Here is a 15,980-nt window from a genome sequence, read left to right on the forward strand (position 1 = left end):
CCCACCTCGCGCGGGACCGGCCGCGCCAAACGTTGTTACCCACGAGTAGCATAGGGGGGAAGCCATCCAGCAACGAGGAGCGAACCCCGTGCCTTCGTCTCGTGACGTCGTATTCGTCGACGGTGTGCGCACACCCTTCGGCAGGTCGGGCCCCAAGGGCCTGTACGCCGAGACACGCGCCGACGACCTGGTGATCCGCGTCATCCGCGAGCTGATCCGGCGTAACCCGAATCTGCCTCCCGAGCGCGTCGACGAGGTGGCCATCGCGGCCACCACGCAGATCGGCGACCAGGGCCTGACCCTCGGCCGCTCCGCCGCGATACTGGCCGGGCTGCCCAAGAGCGTGCCCGGCTACTCGATCGACCGCATGTGCGCCGGCGCGATGACCGCGGTGACCTCGGTCGCCGGAGGCATCGCCTTCGGCGCCTACGACGTCGCCATCGCCGGCGGCGTCGAGCACATGGGCCGCCACCCCATGGGCGAGGGCGTCGATCCCAACCCCCGCTTCCTGGCCGAGCAACTCGTGGACGGCTCCGCCCTCGTCATGGGCATGACCGCCGAGAACCTGCACGACCGCTACCCCTCCATCACCAAGGAGCGCGCGGACGCCTTCGCCCTCGCCTCCCAGGAGAAGGTCGCCAAGGCCTACGCCGACGGCCGGATCCAGCCTGACCTGGTCCCGATGGCGACCAGGTCCGTCGAGAAGGGCTGGGGGCTGGCCACCGCCGACGAGGCCCCCCGCCCCGGCACCACGCTGGAGGGTCTGGCCGCGCTGAAGACCCCGTTCCGCCCGCACGGCCGGGTCACCGCGGGCAACGCCTCCGGTATCAACGACGGTGCCACCGGCTGCGTCGTGGCCGCCGCCGACGTCGCCGAGGAGCTCGGCCTCGCCCCGAAGATGCGCCTGGTCTCCTACGCCTTCGCCGGCGTGGACCCCGAGGTCATGGGGGTCGGGCCGATCCCGTCCACGGAAAAGGCGCTGCGCCTGGCCGGGCTCTCCATCTCCGACATGGGACTGTTCGAGATCAACGAGGCCTTCGCCGTACAGGTGCTGGCGTTCCTCGAGCACTTCGGCATCGCCGACGACGACGCCCGGGTGAACCCCTACGGCGGCGCCATCGCCTTCGGCCACCCGCTGGCCTCCTCCGGGGTGCGCCTGATGACGCAGCTCGCCCGCGAGTTCGGTGAGCGCCCCGACGTCCGCTACGGCATGACCACGATGTGCGTCGGCCTGGGCATGGGTGGAACGGTCATCTGGGAGAACCTCAGCTGGGAAGGTAACAAGTGACGGACATCAAGGAACTCTTCGCCGACGAGACCGTCACCCGGGCGACGGTCCACGACGTGGAGCTGCCCCAGGGTGCGGGCACCATGGCCCTGATCACGCTGGACAACGGCTTCGACCACACCAAGCCGTCGACGTTCGGCCCCGGGGGGCTGACCTCGCTGGGCGAGGCCCTCGACGCGATCGCCGGGCGCGGCGACCTGGCGGCCGTGGGCGTCGTCGGCAAGCCGTTCGTCTTCGCCGTCGGCGCCGACCTCAAGGGCGCCGCGCTGGTCTCGGAACGGGACCAGGCGCTACAGATCGGCCGGCTGGGCCACGAGGTGTTCCGCCGCCTCGGCGAGCTGGACGTGCCGTCGTTCGCGTTCGTCAACGGCGCGGCCATGGGCGGCGGTCTGGAGATCGCGCTGCACTGCACGTACCGGACCATCTCCTCCGGTGTGCCCGCCGTGGCACTGCCGGAGTGCTTCCTCGGCCTGGTCCCCGGCTGGGGCGGCACCCAGTTGCTGCCCCGCCTGATCGGGCCGGCCGCGGCCGTCAAGCTCATCATCGAGAACCCGCTCTCGCAGAACCGCATGATCAAGGGCAGGGAGGCGTTCGGGCTGGGTGTCGCCGACGCGATGTTCGAGCCCGCCGACTTCCTTGAGGAGTCGCTGCGCTGGGCCTCGGCGGTGCTGCGCGGCGACGTCACCGTCTCCCGCGCCGACCACACCGCCGAGGACTGGTCCAAGACCGTCTCCGACACCCGTTTCCTGCTCGACATGAAGCTGCACGGCGCCTCCCCCGCCCCGTACCGGGCGCTGGAGCTCCTCGAGCTGGCCCGCACCGCCACCCGCGACGAGGGCTTCGCCGCCGAGGACCGGGCGCTGGCCGACCTCCTCATGGGCGACGAGCTCCGCGCCGGCCTGTACGCCTTCGACCTGGTGCAGCGCCGGGCCAAGAAGCCCGCCGGAGCCCCGGAGGCGGCCCTGGCCCGCAAGGTCACCAAGGTCGGCGTCGTCGGCGCGGGCCTGATGGCCTCGCAGATGGCACTGCTGTTCGCCCGCCGCCTGGAGGTCCCGGTCGTGCTGACCGACCTGGACCAGGCCCGGCTGGACAAGGGCGTGGGCTACGTGCACACCGAGATCGACAAGCTGCTCGCCAAGGGCCGCGTCTCCGGCGACCAGGCCAACCGGCTCAAGGCCCTGGTGACCGGCTCGCTGACCAAGGACGCGTTCGCCGACGCCGACTTCGTCATCGAGGCCGTGTTCGAGGACATGAAGGTCAAGCAGAAGGTGTTCGCCGAGGTGGAGTCGGTCGTCTCCGCCGAGTGCGTGCTGGCCACGAACACCTCCTCGCTCTCGCTGACCGAGATGGCCTCGGGGCTCCGGCACCCCGAGCGCGTCGTGGGCTTCCACTTCTTCAACCCGGTCGCGGTGATGCCGCTGCTGGAGATCGTCCGAGGGGAGCGGACGGACGACGCGACGCTCGCCACGGCCTTCGCCGTCGGCCGGTCGCTGAAGAAGTCGTCGGTGCTGGTCAAGGACGCGCCCGCGTTCGTGGTCAACCGCCTGCTGACCCGCTTCATGGGCGAGGTCATCGGTGCCGTCGACGAGGGCACCCCGCTGGAGCTCGCCGACCACGCGCTGGACGGGCTCGGCCTGCCGATGACCCCGTTCGCGCTGCTGCAGCTCGTCGGCCCGGCCGTGGCACTGCACGTCGCCGAGACGATGCATGAGGCGTTCCCGTCCCGCTACGGGGTGTCGGAGAACCTCGCCCGGCTGGTCGCGGCGGGTAAGCCGGGTGTCTACGCGCCGGACTTCTCCCTGGACCCCGAGGCGGTGGCCCTCTTCGCCGGGGGCACCTCACCGTCCACGGCCGAACAGGTCCGGCTGCGGGCGCTGCGGGCCCTGGCCGAGGAGATCCGTCTCATGCTCGACGAGGGTGTGGTCTCCGCTCCTCAGGACATCGACCTGTGCATGATCCTCGGCGCGGGGTGGCCGTTCCACCTGGGCGGCGTCACCCCCTACCTCGACCGCGAGGAGATCTCCGAGGTGCGCTTCCTGCCGCCTGGCGTGGCCTCGGTGCCCGCCTGACGCCCCCCTTTCCCGGTGTGGCTCCCCTGTCTCGCGACCGTCGCGGGACGGGGGAGCGCGTCACCGTGTCGCTGCCCGCCGCTGCTCCGACAGCCTGCTGTGCCGGTAGCCGTAGCCGATGTAGATCAGGAACCCGAGGAGCATCCACGCCCCGAACCTGATCCAGGTCTCCACCGGCAGGTTGAGCATCAGGTAGAGGCAGGCGAGCACCGACAGGACGGGCACCAGCGGCACCAGCGGGGTACGGAAGGAGCGGGGCAGGTCGGGACGGGTGCGGCGGAGGATGACCACCGCGATCGAGACCACCGCGAACGCGAAGAGCGTGCCGATGTTGACCAGTTCGGCGATCGTGGACAGCGGCACCAGCCCGGCCAGGACCGCGACGACGGCACCCATGATGATGGTGATGACGTACGGCGTGCGGTACTTCGGATGGACCTTGGCCAGCCCGCTTGGCAGCAGTTCGTCGCGGCACATGGCGAACATCACCCGTGACATGCCCAGCATGAGGATCATCACGACGGCCGTCAGGCCGACCAGCGCGCCGACGCTGATCAGCGACGCGGCCCAGGTCTGGCCGACGGCCTTGAACGCGTCGGCCAGTGGCGCCGCCTCGCTGAGTTGACGGTAGGGCTGCATGCCGACCACGACCAGTGAGACCGCGACGTAGAGCACGGTGCAGACACCGAGTGAGGACAGGATGCCGATGGGCAGGTCCCGCTGCGGGTTGCGGGTCTCCTCGGCGGCGGTGGCGACCACGTCGAAGCCGATGTAGGCGAAGAACACGACCGCCGCGGCGCTGAAGATGCCCAGCACCCCGTACGCGACCGGGGTGATGCCGAACAGTACCTGGATCAGCGGCGCGGCCAGCCCCTCCACCGCGGGGGTCGCCTTGGACGGCGGGATGAACGGCGAGTAGTTGGCGCCCCTGACGAAGAACAGCCCCGCCACCACGACCAGCAGGATCACCGCGAGCTTGATCGTGACGATGATCAGGTTGAACCGGGAGGACAGTTTGATCCCGAGGACCAGGACCCCGGTGAGCAGCAGCACGACCAGCGCGGCGGGCAGGTTGAACACCGCCCCCTCCCCCGCGATCACGCCGGGCAGCGGGACCCCCAGGGACGCCAGCAGCGAGGTCAGGTACCCCGACCAGCCGACCGCGACGACCGCGGAGCCGAGCATCATCTCCAGCGTCAGGTCCCAGCCGATGATCCAGGCGGGCAGCTCGCCCAGGGTGGCGAAGGCGAAGGTGTAGGCGGACCCGGCCACCGGGACCGTGGAGGCGAACTCGGCGTAGCAGAGCGCCGCCAGCGCGCAGACGATCCCGGCGGCCACGAAGGACAGCGCCACCGCGGGCCCCGCCGTCTCCCTGGCGACCCGGCCGGTGAGCACGAAGATGCCGGTGCCCACGATGACGCCGATACCGAAGACCGTGAGGTCCAGCGCGGTGAGATCCTTGCGCAACCGGTGCTCCGGTGCCTCGGTGTCCGAGATCGACTGCTCCACCGACTTGACGCGAAGAACACCCACGATCCCTCCTGATGCGCCGGTGGTCACCCTTGCCGACGCATCAGGTCATGCCCAGCGGATCACCGCCTGAACGGCGAAGCCGAGGATGTTTGGAAGGGAGGTGTGGTCAGCCGGCCGGCTCGTTCTCCAGGGCCGGAGAGCGCTTCGCGATCGCCTCGGTGACCTGCCGGGCGATGTCCTGCGAGGTCAGGCCGATCTCGCTGAGGATCTTCGCACGCTTGGCGTGGTCGAGAAAGCGCCGCGGGATGCCGTAGGTGCGGACCGGGACGTCGACGTCGGCGTCGCGCAGCAGGCGGGCGACCGCGTCACCCACACCGCCCACCCTGCCGCTGTCCTCGACGACCACGACCAGCTTGTGGTCGCGGGCGGCCGCCACCAGGGCCTCGTCCAGCGGCTTGACCCAGCGCGGGTCGACCACCGTGGCGGAGATCCCCTGGGCGTCGAGCAGGTCGGCGGCCTCCAGGCACAGCTCGGCCATCGGCCCCACGGAGACGAACAGCACGTCGGCGTCGCCCCCGCGCAGCACGTCCATCTCGCCGAGGCGGCCGACCGCCTCGATCTCGACGGCCACCGGGCCCTTGGGGTAGCGCAGCACCGTCGGGCCGTCGTCGACCTTCACCGCCTCGGCCAGCAGCTCGCGCAGCCGGGGCTCGTCGCGGGGAACCGCGATCGACAGGCCGGGGACGACCTGCAGGATCGACAGGTCCCACATGCCGTTGTGGCTGGCGCCGTCGTCGCCGGTGACGCCCGCCCGGTCGAGCACGACCGTGACGGGGAGGCGGTGCAGGGCGACGTCCATCAGGAGCTGGTCGAAGGCCCGGTTCAGGAAGGTGGCATAGACGGCCACCACCGGGTGCAGACCGCCGAGCGCCAGGCCCGCGGCGCTGGTCAGGGCGTGCTGCTCGGCGATGCCGACATCGTAGAGGCGGTCGGGATAGGCCTCGGAGAACGGGATCAGGCCGGTCGGGCCGAGCATCGCGGCGGTGATCGCCACGATGTCCTGACGCTCGGCGCCCAGGCGCACCATCTCCTGGCCGAAGACGTTGGTCCAGCCGTGCGGTTTCGGCTTCTCCTCGCCGGTCAGCGGGTCGAAGACGCCCGGCGAGTGGAAGCAGTCCTCGTCGTGGTTCTCCGCCGGGGAGTAGCCGAAGCCCTTCTTGGTGAGCACGTGCACGATGACCGGGCGGCGGAAGTCCCTGGCCCTGCGCAGCGCGGACTCCACCGCCTGCTCGTCGTGGCCGTCGACCAGCCCGATGTACTTCAGGCCGAGGTCCTCGAACATGACCTGCGGGGCCAGGACGTCCTTGATGCCCTTCTTGACGCCGTGCAGGGCGTCGTAGACGGGAGCGCCGACCACCGGGACCCTGTTCAGGCTGCCCTTGACGAAGTCGAGCATGTCCTCGTAGCGCTGGGTGGTGCGCAGCGAGGCCAGGTGGGAGGCGAGCCCGCCGATGGTCGGCGAGTAGGAGCGGCCGTTGTCGTTGACCACGATGATCAGCGGCAGGTCCTTGCGCGCCGCGATGTTGTTGAGCGCCTCCCAGGCCATGCCGCCGGTGAGCGCCCCGTCTCCGATCACCGCGACGACCGTGCGCTCCGCCTCGCCCCGCAGCCGGTACGCCTTGGCCAGGCCGTCGGCGTACGACAGCGCGGTCGAGGCGTGCGAGTTCTCGATGATGTCGTGCTCGGACTCGGCCTGGCTGGGGTAGCCCGACAGGCCGCCCTCCTGGCGGAGCGTGTCGAACTGCCCGGCCCTGCCGGTGAGCATCTTGTGGACATAGGCCTGGTGACCGGTGTCCCACAGGATCCGGTCACGCGGCGAGTCGAAGACCCGGTGCATCGCGATCGTCAGCTCGACGACACCCAGGTTGGGGCCGAGATGGCCGCCGCTGCGGGCCGTGGAGGCGATCAGAAGGTCCCTGATCTCGGTGGCGAGCAGTGGCAACTCGTCCACCGCCAGCAGCTTGAGGTCCCCTGGCCCCTTGACCGACTCCAGAAGACTTCCAGGCTGCCCGGTCCGCTCGCTCACGGAATCATCCCCTCTGTCCAGTGACCGTCACGACGAGTCTAGTTCGGTTGGCAGGCGCTGCCCTCCCGGGTGAAAAAACTGCACGGTTTATATACAGTTGCCCTAACCTTTCCCTCACCATGAACCCCCTCCCCTCCAGGCGACAACTGTCACTGATCGTGGCCTTCCTGGTATTCGCGGCGGTGGCCACGGGAATCGTCATCGCCGTCCCCTACATCACCCCGGCGATCCTTCCGGCGGTCACCCCTGCGCCCGTTCCCTCCCCCGCCCTTACCTCCACCCCGGCCCCCGGCAAGGCCCCCGCCAGGGGCTCGGCCGTCAAGGAGCGGGCCGCGCCGCAGGGCCGCGCCGCCGCGACATCAAACCGCCTCTACCGCACCGGCTCGATGCCGGTCACCAGATGTTCGGCGGGGACGATCCGCGCGGGGAGCGCGGCCTCCTACCGGACCTTCATGACTCGGATCACCCAGTGCCTGAACCGCTCCTGGAAGACCCAGTTCTCCAAGGCGGGCCTGTCCTTCTCCAGGCCCAGACTGCGCTTCTCCACCTCCAAGGTGACCACGCCCTGCGGCCGGTGGCCCAGCAGCGCGGGCGGGTTGTACTGCTCGACCAACAAGACCATCTACATAGGGATCACCCGCCAGGTCCTGCGGAACCCCTACGCGGCCAACCACGCCCAGTTCATGGCCCACGAGTACGCCCACCACGTGCAGCACCTCGCGGGCATCATGGACTACTACGCCAGGAGCGTCTGGTACGCGAAGGCGGCCACCAAGCTCTCCTACTCCCGCCGCCTCGAACTGCAGGCCGACTGCCTGGCCTCCGTCTTCCTGCGCCAGATCGCCGACGACCTGCCGGTCGAGCAGGCGCAGTGGGAGGCGATGGTCGGCTGGGTCAACGCCAACGGTCACAAGAACTGGCCCAAGAACGACCACGGCAAGGGCCGCAGCCAGGCCTACTGGATGGAGCGCGGCTTCGACTCCGGCTCCCCCTCCGGCTGCAACACCTGGTCCGCCGCCACGGGCCGGGTCGCCTGATCGCCCGTCGGTCCCGGAGGGAACCGGTGCAAACCCCACTCGGTCCCGCCGCCCGCGGCCGTACCCTCAGAGCTTGGCCGCCCAACAGCTTTACCCGGTGTTCTGCCTGCCACCGGCTGCGGCAGGTTCCCCGGCGACGCCCAGGCGCTCTGCTGCTCCAATCACTTGCACGGGCATCCTCGCCGAGGTGACCGGACTGTTCCTGTTCCAGCCGCCGGCGCGGGTCAGGAGCCGGCGCGGGCGAGGACTTCCAGAGGGTCGGCGAGGACCTGGGAGAAGGCCAGCTCGGCGGCGCCGACCAGGGTGGCGTCATCACCGAGGGCCGAGGTGCGCAGGCGCAGGTGCTCACGGGACGGAGGCAGGGCGTCGAGGGCGAGACGGCTGCGGACCTGGGCGGCGGAGCCGAGGTAGATCTCCCTGAGCATGCCGCCGAACACCACCATCTCGGGGTTGAAGATGTTGACGAGGTTGGCGACGCCCAGGCCGAGCCAGTCGCCGACGCGGCTCAGCGCGGCCTGCGCGACGACGTCACCCCGGTCGGCGGCGTCGACCACGGCGCGGACGGCGTCCCTGCCGACCTGGGGACCGAAGCGACCCGCGGCCTCAAGAAGGGCACGCTCGCCGACCTCCGCCTCCAGGCAGCCGAGCGAGCCGCACCCGCAGACGCGGCCCTTGTCAGGGTTGACGATCATGTGCCCGACCTCGCCGCCGAAACCAAGGTGACCGCCGAGCAACTGTCCGTTGGCGATCACACCGCCGCCGATGCCGACGTCGCCGTGCAGGTAGACGAGGTCCCGGCAGCCGACGCCGACACCCCGGGTCTGCTCGGCGAGGGCGGCGAGGTTGGCATCGTTGCCGACCGTGACCGGCAGGCCGAAGGCCAGCCGGCGGGTCATCTCCTCGGCGAACGGCACGTCCTCCACGGTGGCCATGTTGGGCCCGAACCTGATACCTCCGTCATCGCGGCCCACGCCACCGGAGAAGGCCGCCGCCACCCCCACGCACACCGTGTCGGGCCGGGTCCTGCGGTGCATCTGCCGGGCGAAGGCGGCGAGCGGGCCGACGATCTCCTCCAGGGAGAAGGCACCGCGCCTCCGTACCGTCTCGCGACGGTCGAGGATCGTGCCGCCCAGGCCGACGCGGGCGGCGACCATCCGGTCGACGCCCACGTCGAAGGCGAACACGTAGACCCGCGCCGACTCGGGGCGGACCACCAGGGAGGGGCGCCCGGCCCGGCCGGTCTCCCTGGGAAGTTCCTCCCTGACCAGGCCTGCGGCGGTCAGGTCGGCGGTGAGGGCCATGATGGTGCTGCGGTTGAGGCCCATCCGGTTGGTGAGTTCCGCGCGCGAGGTGGGGCCGCTCAGATGGACGTGGCGGAGCAGGGCGCCAAGATTGTGGCGCCTGATCTCCTCTTGGGAGGGGCCTGCCCGCATGACGAGGGGTTCCTTCGGTGGATCGGAGTCGCTGATCACCTTAGACCAGTGGCGGCCGCCCGCTTGCGGGAGAGCGCGTCCACCATGGCGGCCAGCAGCAGCACCGATCCGGTGACCATGAACTTGACGCCGGAGCTGTAGCCCATCAGGCCCATGCCGTTCTCGATGACCGCGACCACCGCACCGCCGAGGATGGCGTCGAGCACCCGGCCCTTGCCACCGAACAGGCTGGTGCCGCCGATGACCGCGGCGCCGACCGCGTACAGCAGCACGTTGCTGCCGCCGGTGTTCGGGTCGACGGAACTGGCCCGGGAGGCGGCGATGACGCCGCCGATCGCGGCCATGGAGGAACAGATCACGAAAGCGCTGATCTTCATCCGGTCGACGTTGATGCCCGCCCGGCGCGCGGCCTCGACGTTGCCGCCGACCGCGTACAGGTGACGTCCGTACGCCGTGCGGCGCAGCACGAACGTCAGGACCAGCAGCAGCACCACGATGATGGGCACCACGAGCGGCACGCCCGCCAGCGAGACGACCGCGGCGTTGCGGCTCCGCTCGATGTTGAGGAAGTAGACGGCGAGCCCGCCGAGCAGCGCGAGGGCGCCCACCCGGACCGCGATCAGCGAGACCGGATCGGCGGTCAGCTCCCGGGCGGCGCGCTTGCGGGCGCGCAGCAGCTGGAGACCGGCGTATCCGGCGACCCCCACGGCCAGCAGGATCCAGCCCAGCGCGGGCGGGAGGTTCTTGTTGGCGATCGCCAGGATGGTCTCGTCCCGGATGGCGATGATGGTGCCGCCCTTGACCAGCAGCAGCACGAGCCCCTGGAAGGCCAGGAAGGCGGCGAGCGTCACCACGAACGACGGGATGCCGAGTTTCGCGACGATGGAGCCGATCCCGGTGCCGATCACCACGCCGGTGAGGATGGCCGCGCCAACCGCCACGTACCAGGGCAGTCCCTGGCTGCTGAGCAGGATCGCGAGCACCGCGGCGCAGACACCGCTGGCGAAGCCCGCCGACAGGTCGATCTCGCCGAGGAGCAGCACGAAGACCAGGCCCATGGCGATCACCGTGACCGCGGCGCCCTGGGTGAACAGGTTGGCGAAGTTTCCGGCGGTCAGGAAGGACGGCCGGAGGATGGCGAAGATCGTGCAGAGCACCACGAGACCGAACACCGCCGGCAGCGCGCCCATGTCACCGCCGCGTACCCGCTCGGCGTAGCCGCGGACGTTGCTCCTGATCGAGGGGGCCTCGGGTACGCGCTTCGGGGAAATCGTGGCGGTCATACGGTGGCTCCGTTGGTGAGGCCGAGGTCCCCGCTACGGCCGGAGGTGATCAGTTCGACGACCTGCGCGTGGGTCACGTCCGAGGTCTTGACCTGGGCCGCCATCCGGCCCAGGTAGAGGGTGGCGATCCGGTCCGACACGGCGAACACGTCGTTCATGTTGTGCGAGATCAGCACGACGGCCAGGCCCTGGTCGGCCAGGCGCCGGACCAGTTCGAGCACCTGCGCGGTCTGGGCGACGCCGAGCGCCGCCGTCGGCTCGTCGAGGATGACCACCTTGCTGTTCCACAGCACGGCCTTGGCGATGGCCACCGTCTGGCGCTGGCCACCGGAGAGACTGGCGACGAGCTGGCGGATGGACTTGACGGTCCTGACCGACAGGCTCTCCAGGGTCTTGGCCGCCATCGCCTCCATCGTGTCCTCGTCGAGGACGATGCCTCGCCGGTGCTCACGACCCAGGAACATGTTCTGGACGATGTCGAGGTTGTCGCAGAGCGCGAGGTCCTGGTAGACGATCTCGATGCCCAGCTCGGCCGCGTCGCGCGGGCTGCCGATCCGGACGGGCTTGCCGTCGAAGAAGTACTCGCCGGAGTCGATCGGGTGGATGCCGCCGACGCACTTGACGAGTGTGGACTTGCCTGCGCCGTTGTCGCCGACCAGCGCGGTCACCTCTCCGGCGTAGGCGGAGAAGGCGACGTCGTGCAGGACCTGTACGGGACCGAAGCTCTTGTCGATCCCGCGGAGTTCCAGTGCGGGGGTCATGGGGTTGTGCTCCCTGTGTTCATTTCGCGCGGCGAAGCTCGCGCGGCTCGGGCGCCTGCGGGCGGTGTCCTGCCCCGTAGCCGGAATGGACGACTCACCTGCCGCGTCCCTCCGGCGTCACAGTGCGAATACGCCGCGATGGAGCGCAGGGGGACGGACGGCCTCCGGGGCGGCCGTCCGTCCCCCGCACGCCCTACTGGATTCCGGCCTCGGTGCACTTGTCGGCGAACTCGCCGGTGCACAGCTCGTCCTTGGTGACGAAGCCGTCGGCGACGACGTCCTTGACGCTGTCGAAGAAGATCGGCTGCGGGTCGAGGAGAACGGCGGGCACGTCGGCGCCGCTCTCGGTGTCCTTGACCGTACCGGTCGCCGCGGGCTTCTCGCCCTTGGCCAGGCCGATGGCCAGCGCGGACGCCGCGTCGGCCTCCTTCTTGATCGCCTTGTAGACCGTCATGCACTGGTCACCGGCGAGAATGTTCTGCAGGCCCTGCACCGTGGCGTCCTGACCGGTGACCGGGACCTTGCCGTTCAGGCTGTTCTTCTTCAGGACCGAGATGGCCGCGTTGCCGAGACCGTCGTTGGCGGCCAGGACACCGGCGATCTTCGGCTGCTCGGTGAGCATCTGCTCGAAGATCGTGCCCGCCTGGGCGTTGTCCCAGTCGGGAACCGACTGGTCGGGGCCCTTGACGTAGTCCCCCGAGTCGTACTTGGCCTTGAGCACGCCGTCGTAGCCGTTCTTGAACAGCGTGGCGTTGTTGTCGGTCGGCGAGCCGTTGAGCTCGGCGATGATCGGCTTCTTGGCCTGCTTATCTGACAGGCACTTCACCAGGCCCTCGCCCTGCAGAGTGCCGACCTTGGTGTTGTCGAAGCTGACGTAGTAGGACGCGCCGCCGTTGAGAGTGAGGCGGTCGTAGTCGATGGTGGCCACGCCCTGCGCCTTGGCCTTGTCGAGCACGGCCTTGCCGGTGCCGCTGTCAAGGTTGACGATCATCAGAACCGTGGCACCGTTGGTGATCATCTGGTCGGCGATGGTCTGGAACTGGGTCTTGTCACCCTGGGCGTTCTGGATGTCGTAGGCGACGCCCGCGGCCTTGAACGCCTCTTCCAGGTACTTGCGGTCCGCGGTCTCCCAGCGGGCGGAGGACTTGCTGTCGGGGAGGATGACGCCGACCTTGCCCGCCACGGCAGCCGAACTCTCCGCGGGGGACGCGCCGCTCGACGCGCTGGTGTCGGCATCGTCGCTCCCGCAAGCGGCGAGGCCAAGGGTCATCGCCGCGGCGGCGGCGGTAAGGCTGAGGATCCCCTTGCGCATGGTGCACGGGTCCTTTCTTCGAAAGTGGGGGGTACGACGGAGGTGCGGCATGCCGAATTCGCGGGTACGGCTCCACCGGATCTCGGCTCACCGTTCCGTTGAATGTTGTTTGCGGCAACGTATTCCGCCACCGGCCAGGAGCGCCAGACCTTCCATGGGTAAAGTTTGTTGTGGCCGGTAACAATCCAGAAACACGTCATTAACCCCCATGGCCCCGCACGGCCATCTCGCCTGGGATCACGGCCCCCACCTGCCGCTTCCGGGCGGTGACCGGGAGAACAAAAAAACCGCCCGGCGGGATGATGTCCCACCGGGCGGTTCCTGTCTGGGGTGTCCCCCGATGTGAGCGGAGCCTGCGTGCGGCCCCGCCCCTCCTGCTCAGCTCTTGGCGAGCAGGGAGCGCAGGACGTACTGCATGATGCCCCCGTGCCGGTAGTAGTCGGCCTCTCCGGGGGTGTCGATGCGTACGACGGCCTGGAATTCCTTGTCGTCGGCCCTGACCGTCACGGTCCGCGGGATGCCGCCTCCGTTGAGGGCCTCGACGCCGACGACGTCGAAGGTCTCCTCACCGGTCAGGCCCAGTGACTGCGCCGTCTCCCCCTCGGGGAACTGCAGCGGCAGCACGCCCATGCCGATCAGGTTGGAGCGGTGGATGCGCTCGTAGGACTCGGCGATGACGACGCGGACGCCGAGCAGCGCGGTGCCCTTGGCCGCCCAGTCACGCGAGGAACCCGAGCCGTACTCCTTGCCGGCCAGGACGACGAGCGGGATACCCGCGGCCTGGTAGTTCGCGGAGGCGTCGTAGATGAAGGCCTGCGGCCCGCCCGGGGCGGTGAAGTCGCGGGTGTAACCGCCCTCCACGCCGTCGAGCAGCAGGTTCTTCAGCCGGATGTTGGCGAAGGTACCGCGGATCATGACCTCGTGGTTGCCCCGGCGCGAGCCGTAGGAGTTGAAGTCCTTGACCGCGACACCGTGCTCCTTGAGGTAGTCGGCCGCTGGGGTGCCGACCTTGATCGCGCCGGCCGGGGAGATGTGGTCGGTGGTGACCGAGTCGCCCAGCTTCGCCAGCACCCTGGCCCCGGAGATGTCGGTCACCGGCTCCGGCTCGGACGGCATGCCCTCGAAGTAGGGGGCCTTGCGGACGTAGGTCGAGTCCGGGTCCCACTCGAAGGTGTTACCGGTCGGGATCGGCAGCGAGCGCCAGGTCTCGTCGCCCTTGAACACGTCGGCGTAGTCGTGCAGGAACATCTCCTGGTCGATCGAGGAGGCGACGACCGCCGCGATCTCCTCGGGCGCCGGCCAGATGTCGGCGAGGAAGACCGGCTCACCGTCCGAGCCGGTGCCCAGCGGCTCGGTGTTCAGGTCGATGTCCATGGTGCCCGCGAGGGCGTAGGCGACCACCAGCGGCGGCGAGGCCAGGTAGTTCATCTTGACGTCGGGGTTGATCCGGCCCTCGAAGTTACGGTTGCCGGACAGCACCGCGGTGACCGCGAGGTCGTTCTCCTGGATGGCGGCGGAGATCTCCTCCTGCAGCGGGCCCGAGTTGCCGATGCAGGTGGTGCAGCCGTAGCCGACCAGGTTGAAGCCGATCTTGTCGAGGTAGGGCTGCAGGCCCGAGCGCTCGAAGTAGCCGGTGACGACCTGCGAGCCGGGGGCCAGGGAGGTCTTGACCCACGGCTTGCGGGTCAGGCCCTTCTCGACCGCGTTCCTGGCGAGCAGCGCGGCGCCCATCATGACGTACGGGTTGGAGGTGTTGGTGCAGCTGGTGATCGCGGCGATGGTCACCACGCCGTGGTCGATCTCGAAGCTGGTGCCGTCCGCCAGGGTGACCGGAACGACCCTGTGCGGGCGCTTGCCGTTGTGACCGGCGGCGTGCGGCCTGTCACCGTTGCCGGCGTGGGAGATCGCCGGGGAGTCCGAGGCGGGGAAGGACTCGTCGGACGCCTCGTCGAGCGGGCCCTGGATGCTCGGCACGTAGTCCTTGACGGCCGCGCGCCAGGCGCTCTTGGCCTCGGACAGCGCGATGCGGTCCTGGGGGCGCTTGGGGCCCGCGATCGACGGGACGATCGTGGCCAGGTCCAGCTCGATGTACTCGGAGAAGACCGGCTCCTCGGCCTCCGGGTCGAGCCACAGCCCCTGGGCCTTGGCGTAGGCCTCGACCAGGGCGACCTGCTCGGCGGGGCGGCCGGTCAGCGTGAGGTAGTCGATCGTCTGGCCGTCGATCGGGAAGATCGCGCAGGTCGAGCCGAACTCGGGGCTCATGTTGCCGATCGTGGCCCGGTTAGCCAGCGGCACGCTGGAGACGCCCTCGCCGTAGAACTCCACGAACTTGCCGACGACGCCGTGCTCGCGGAGCATCTCGGTGATCGTGAGCACCAGGTCGGTGGCGGTGGCCCCGGCCGGGAGCTTGCCGGTCAGCTTGAAACCGACCACCCGCGGGATCAGCATCGAGATCGGCTGGCCGAGCATCGCGGCCTCGGCCTCGATGCCGCCGACGCCCCAGCCCAGGACGCCGATGCCGTTCTCCATCGTGGTGTGGGAGTCGGTGCCGACGCAGGTGTCCGGGTAGGCCTTCCCGTCACGCGTCATCACCACGCGGGCCAGGTGCTCGATGTTGACCTGGTGCACGATGCCGGTGCCCGGCGGGACGACCTTGAACTCGTCGAAGGCGGTCTGTCCCCAGCGCAGGAACTGGTAGCGCTCGCGGTTGCGCTCGTACTCCCGCTCGACGTTGCGCTGGAAGGATTCGGGCCCGCCGAAGAAGTCGACGATGACCGAGTGGTCGATGACCATCTCGGCCGGGGCGAGCGGGTTGATCCTGGCGGGATCGCCGCCGAGGTCGCGGACGGCCTCGCGCATGGTCGCCAGGTCGACGACGCACGGGACGCCGGTGAAGTCCTGCATGATCACACGGGCCGGCGTGAACTGGATCTCCACGTTCGGCGCGGCGGACGGGTCCCACTGGCCGACCGCGCGGATGTGGTCGGCGGTGATGTTCGCGCCGTCCTCCGTGCGGAGCAGGTTCTCAAGAAGGATCTTCAGGCTGTACGGGAGACGCCCCGACCCTTCCACGGCGTCCAGCCGGTAGATCTCATATCCCGCGTCACCGACGCGGAGCGTGTCACGGCTGCCAAAGCTGTTCGAGGACACGGTTCGCCTCCCTCATCACCCTGATGTCTGTCGCGCCGGCACATAGGCGCGATTGAATCCTGCCGCACCGCCGGAGCACCCCGGACTG

Annotated in this window: 10 protein-coding genes; 3 read left to right on the plus strand and 7 right to left on the minus strand. The window is 69.6% G+C overall.

What is annotated here, in order from left to right:
- Positions 1-88 precede the first annotated feature (88 nt).
- Positions 89-1,288 carry a thiolase family protein gene (locus tag ACWD3H_RS06265; RefSeq protein WP_350917104.1) on the plus strand — a complete coding sequence of 400 codons (1,200 nt, stop codon included), beginning with the start codon at positions 89-91 and terminating at the stop codon, positions 1,286-1,288.
- On the plus strand, positions 1,285-3,357 hold the full coding sequence (locus tag ACWD3H_RS06270; RefSeq protein ID WP_451954229.1) for a 3-hydroxyacyl-CoA dehydrogenase NAD-binding domain-containing protein: 2,073 nt from the start codon (positions 1,285-1,287) through the stop codon (positions 3,355-3,357). The genes ACWD3H_RS06265 and ACWD3H_RS06270 overlap by 4 nt, the downstream gene beginning before the upstream one ends.
- 60 nt (positions 3,358-3,417) lie before the next feature.
- Here the strand turns inward: ACWD3H_RS06270 and ACWD3H_RS06275 are convergent, their stop codons facing one another.
- Both ACWD3H_RS06275 and dxs read right to left on the minus strand, forming a co-directional pair.
- Positions 3,418-4,890, minus strand: coding sequence for an amino acid permease (locus ACWD3H_RS06275; protein WP_355557764.1), 1,473 nt, complete (start codon positions 4,888-4,890; stop codon positions 3,418-3,420).
- A 106-nt stretch (positions 4,891-4,996) separates the two neighbouring features.
- On the minus strand, positions 4,997-6,916 hold the full coding sequence (gene dxs, locus ACWD3H_RS06280; RefSeq protein ID WP_355557766.1) for a 1-deoxy-D-xylulose-5-phosphate synthase: 1,920 nt from the start codon (positions 6,914-6,916) through the stop codon (positions 4,997-4,999).
- 119 nt (positions 6,917-7,035) lie between these two features.
- Between dxs and ACWD3H_RS06285 the strand changes: the two genes are divergently transcribed.
- Positions 7,036-7,953, plus strand: coding sequence for a neutral zinc metallopeptidase (locus ACWD3H_RS06285; RefSeq protein ID WP_451954230.1), 918 nt, complete (start codon positions 7,036-7,038; stop codon positions 7,951-7,953).
- Positions 7,954-8,177: 224 nt separating this feature from the next.
- On the opposite strand, the gene ACWD3H_RS06290 is transcribed toward ACWD3H_RS06285, so the two are convergent.
- The 5 genes from ACWD3H_RS06290 to acnA all read right to left on the minus strand — a co-directional run bounded on the left by ACWD3H_RS06290 (position 8,178) and on the right by acnA (position 15,892).
- Positions 8,178-9,386, minus strand: a complete 1,209-nt coding sequence (locus ACWD3H_RS06290; RefSeq protein ID WP_355557771.1) for an ROK family transcriptional regulator — start codon at positions 9,384-9,386, stop codon at positions 8,178-8,180.
- A 35-nt stretch (positions 9,387-9,421) separates the two neighbouring features.
- A complete protein-coding gene (locus tag ACWD3H_RS06295; RefSeq protein WP_355557774.1) occupies positions 9,422-10,669 on the minus strand; it encodes a sugar ABC transporter permease in 1,248 nt (415 codons plus the stop codon).
- Positions 10,666-11,430: an ATP-binding cassette domain-containing protein gene (locus ACWD3H_RS06300; RefSeq protein WP_350917127.1), complete on the minus strand. Its 765-nt coding sequence runs from the start codon at positions 11,428-11,430 to the stop codon at positions 10,666-10,668. The genes ACWD3H_RS06295 and ACWD3H_RS06300 overlap by 4 nt, the downstream gene beginning before the upstream one ends.
- Positions 11,431-11,623: 193 nt before the next feature.
- The gene (locus ACWD3H_RS06305; RefSeq protein WP_350958145.1) at positions 11,624-12,742 is read right to left on the minus strand and encodes a sugar ABC transporter substrate-binding protein; all 1,119 of its coding nucleotides are present in this window, start codon (positions 12,740-12,742) and stop codon (positions 11,624-11,626) included.
- A 378-nt stretch (positions 12,743-13,120) separates the two neighbouring features.
- Positions 13,121-15,892, minus strand: a complete 2,772-nt coding sequence (gene acnA, locus ACWD3H_RS06310; protein WP_451954231.1) for an aconitate hydratase AcnA — start codon at positions 15,890-15,892, stop codon at positions 13,121-13,123.
- Between the last annotated feature and the right edge of the window lie 88 nt (positions 15,893-15,980).

This window comes from Streptosporangium sp. NPDC002607 (assembly GCF_053592655.1).